Here is a 4,332-nt window from a genome sequence, read left to right as displayed (position 1 = left end):
GGGTGTTCGTGGAGGTGAGCCCGCATCCGGTGCTGGCCATCGGCGTGCAGGAGTGCGCGGACGAAGCCGGTGTGGAGGCTGTGATCGCCGGCACGTTGCGCCGTGACGACGGCGGTCTGGACCGGGTGCTGCTGTCGGCGGCCGAGCTGTTCGTGCGCGGCGTGGAGGTGGACTGGCGGAGTGTGCTGCCGGGCGGCCGGAAGGTGGACCTGCCGACCTATGCCTTCCAGCACCAGCGCTACTGGCCGAGTGGCATGCGGATCGCCGACGCCCGGGGACTCGGCCAGACAGCGACGCGGCATCCGCTGCTGGGCGCCGCCGTACCGCTCGCCGAGTCCGACGGGGCGGTGCTCACGGGCAGGATGTCGCTGAACACGCACCCGTGGCTCGCTGATCACGCCGTGGGACAGGCCGCGCTGTTCGCCGGCACCGGGTTCCTGGAGCTGGCGATCAGGGCGGCTGACCAGGTCGGCTGCGACCGGGTGGAGGAACTCACCCTGGCCGCGCCGCTGGTGCTGTCCGAAGCCGCCATCGCCGTACAGGTGGTGGTGAGCGCGTCCGACGAGACCGGACGCAGGAACGTGGCGATCTACGCGCGCCCCGCCGACTCTCAGGACCGGCCCTGGGTGCAGCACGCGGCAGGCGTGCTGGCGGTCGGCGCGCGTACGGCACGCTTCGACACGGCCGTCTGGCCGCCCGAGGGCGCGATCCCCATCGCGCTGGACGACCTGGAGGACGTCATGGCCTCCGGCGGCGTCGTCCACGGTCCAGCCTTCAAGGGGCTGCGCGCGGTCTGGCAGCGCGACACCGAGATCTTCGCCGAGGTCGAGGTGCCCGAGGAGGTCGGCGACGTCGGCTTGTACGGCCTGCATCCCGCACTCCTGGAAGCGGCACTGCAACCCGTCGCGTTCATGGACATCGTGGAACCGGGCCAGGGCCACCTGCTGTTCTCCTGGAGCGGCGTCAGCCTGCACGCCAACGGAGCTTCGGCCCTTCGCGTGCGGCTGGCCAGGACTGGAAGCGGCTCGGTGTCCCTGTCGACGGTGGACGCCGAGGGCGCGCCCGTGCTGATGGCGGAGTCGCTGGTGTTCCGGCCCGTCTCGGCCGGCCAGGTGGCGGTCCCGGGTGGCCAAAGGCCGGAATGGGAGGCGCTATTCGCGCTGGAGTGGGTGGCCGCGCCGACGGTCGTCACTCCTGCGGATGCCCTGATCGGGCTGGACTGCGTCGAGCTGGACTGGCCGGACCCGAGCCGGCCAGGACTCGGCGACCTGCGGTGGGAGACGCCGGGGCACGGCGAGCCTGCGCTTGACCGGGTCCCCGACGTCGTGGTCGTCGAGGTCGCTTCCGAGCAGGAGACCGACGGGGCGGCTGCGGCATTGGAGCTGACCGGCCGGGTGCTGGAGCTGCTTCAGCAGTGGTTGTCCGATGACCGATTCACCGAGTCCAGGCTGGTCCTGGTCACTCGGCGGGCGATTGGAGTCGCAGGGGAATCCGTGGATCCGGCGGCGGCAGCGGTCTGGGGACTCGTCCGTGTCGCGCAGGCCGAGAATCCGGGCCGGTTCGTCCTGGTCGACCTCGATGAGCGGCATGCTGCCGTGGCGGCACTGCCCGAGGCTCTGGCGTGCGGCGAGCCTCAGGTGGCGATCCGTGAGGATGTGGTGCGCGTTCCTCGCCTGGTCCGCTTGACCCCGGACGGAGGCGACGCACCGCGGCTGGACCTTGACGGCACCGTCCTGATCACAGGCGGCACGGGTGGCCTGGGCAGCGCCCTGGCCCGGCACCTGGTGGCCGAGCACGGGGTACGGCACCTGCTGCTGGCCGGTCAGCGGGGCACGGAGGCTCCGGGAGCGCAGGAGCTGCGCGACGAGCTGATCGCCCATGGGACCGACGTGACCATCGTCGCCTGCGATCTGGCCGACCGTGACCAGGTGGCGGAACTCCTCGCCGGTGTGCCGGCGGACCACCCGCTCACCGCCGTCGTCCACACTGCGGGCGTCCGCGGCGACGGCATCATCCCGTCGTTGGACAGGGGGCAACTGGCCGCCGTGTTCGGCGCCAAGGCCGGCGGTGCATGGCACCTGCACGAGCTGACGCGGGATCTTGAGCTGGCCGCCTTCGTCATGTATTCGTCGGTCGCCGGGCTGTCGGGCGGCTCCGGGCGCGGCGGGTACGCGGCGGCCAACGCCTACCTGGACGCGCTCGCCCAGCACCGCCACACTCAGGGCCTGCCGGGCCTGTCCCTGGTGTGGGGGCCGTGGCAGACCGACGCCGGCATGGCGGGCACCCTCTCGGAGACCGATCTCCGCCGGATGGCGGCTGCGGGCTTCCGCCTGCTCTCCTTCGCCGAAGGGCTCGCGTTGTTCGACGCTGTCCTGGGCGGCGACACGCCGGTGGTGGCGCCGGTGCGGCTGGACCTGGCCGCGTTGCGGCAGCTCGGCGAGGTTCCGCCGCTGCTCCGTTCACTCGTCCGGGGCGCCCGCCGTACGGCGGCCGCCCCGGCGTCGGGCGCCGACGGCGCGTTGCTCAGGCAACTGGCCGGTTTGGCTCAGCCCGATCGCGATCGCCTGGTGATCGAGCTGGTTCGCGCCCAGGTGGCGTCGGTGCTGGGACACGGTTCGCCCCAGGCGGTGGAGGTGCGCCGGGAGTTCCGCGACCTGGGCTTCGACTCGATGACCGCGGTGGAGCTGCGCAACCGGCTCAACACCGCGACCGGGCTGCGGCTCCCCGCGACCCTGGTGTTCGACTATCCGACCCCGGTGGTGCTGGCGGAGTTCTTGCTGGCCGAGTTGCTGGGCGAGCACTCCGATGTCACCATTCCGGCGGTGGTCGCGCCTGTGGCGGACGACCCGATCGTGATCGTGGGCATGGCGTGCCGCTATCCGGGCGGGGTGCGCTCCGCCGAGGATCTGTGGGAGCTTGTCGCCGAGGGCCGCGACGCCGTCGCGCCCCTGCCGGTCGACCGGGGCCTGCAGGTGAGCGACGGGCTGCGCCTCGAAGGCGGATATCTGCCCGATGTCGCCGACTTCGACGCCGGGTTCTTCGGGATCTCGCCGCGTGAGGCGCTGGCGATGGATCCGCAGCAGCGGCTGCTGCTGGAGGTCTCGTGGGAGGCGGCTGAGCGGGCCGGGATCGACCCGTTGTCCCTGCGCGGCAGTCACACGGGCGTCTACATCGGGGCGGGCAACTCCGGCTACATCCCGCCGGACGAGGCCCGCGGCTTCTTCGTGACGGGCCTGTCCGGAAGCGTGACCTCCGGCCGCCTTTCCTACACGCTCGGGCTGGAAGGTCCGGCGGTGACGGTGGACACCGCGTGCTCGTCGTCGCTCGTCGCCATGCACCTGGCCGCGCAGGCGCTGCGCTCGGGTGACTGCTCGCTCGCGTTGGCGGGCGGCGTGACCGTGGTGGCCAACCCGATGGGGATCATGGAGTTCAGCGCCCAGGGCGGGCTCTCACCCGACGGCCGGTGCAAGGCTTACGCGGACTCCGCCGACGGCACGAGCTGGTCCGAGGGCGTCGGACTGGTGGTCCTGGAACGGTTGTCGGATGCCCACCGGAACGGGCATCGGGTCCTCGCGATCGTGCGCGGGTCCGCGGTCAACCAGGACGGCGCTTCGAACGGGCTGACGGCACCGAACGGGCCGTCGCAGCGCCGGGTGATCCGGCAGGCGCTGGGCAACGCCGGGCTCACCCCGGCCGAGGTGGATGTGGCCGAGGGACACGGCACCGGCACGACGCTGGGCGACCCGATCGAGGCCCAAGCACTGCTGGCCACCTATGGTCAGGATCGGGAGCGGCCGCTGCTGCTCGGCTCGGTGAAGTCGAACATCGGTCACACCCAGGCGGCCGCCGGGGTGGCCGGAGTGATCAAGATGGTGATGGCGCTCCGGCACGGCATCGTCCCGAAGACCCTGCATGTGGACGCGCCGACCTCACATGTGGACTGGTCGTCGGGTGCGGTGGAGGTGCTGGCGGAGGCGGCCGAGTGGCCGGAGACCGGGCACCCCCGCCGCGCGGGTGTGTCGTCGTTCGGGATCAGCGGCACCAACGCGCATGTGATCCTGGAGCAGGGGCCGGTGGTGGAGGAGCCTGTCGGTACGGCAGGCGGCGTTGGTCCTCATGGCACGGTGCCGTGGGTGGTGTCGGCGAAGTCGGAGGAGGCGTTGCGGGCGCAGGCGGGGCGGCTGCTTGCGCACGTGGATGGTCTGCGGCCGGTGGATGTGGGGTACTCGCTCGCCACGACTCGGTCGATGTTCGAGCACCGTGCGGTGGTCGTAGGCGGGGACCTGCGGGCGGTGGCGTCGGGTGAGCCCGGGGTCGGCGTGGTCCGGGGCA

Annotated in this window: 1 protein-coding gene; it reads left to right on the top strand. The window is 72.2% G+C overall.

Annotated elements, in window-relative coordinates; translation table 11 throughout:
* Nucleotides 1-14: 14 nt before the first annotated feature.
* On the top strand, nt 15-4,332 hold a 4,318-nt coding region (locus ACWCSU_RS52655; RefSeq protein WP_449945194.1), incomplete at its 3' end, for a type I polyketide synthase.

Source organism: Nonomuraea sp. NPDC001699 (assembly GCF_053596455.1).
This window is presented reverse-complemented; position numbering and strand designations above follow the sequence as displayed.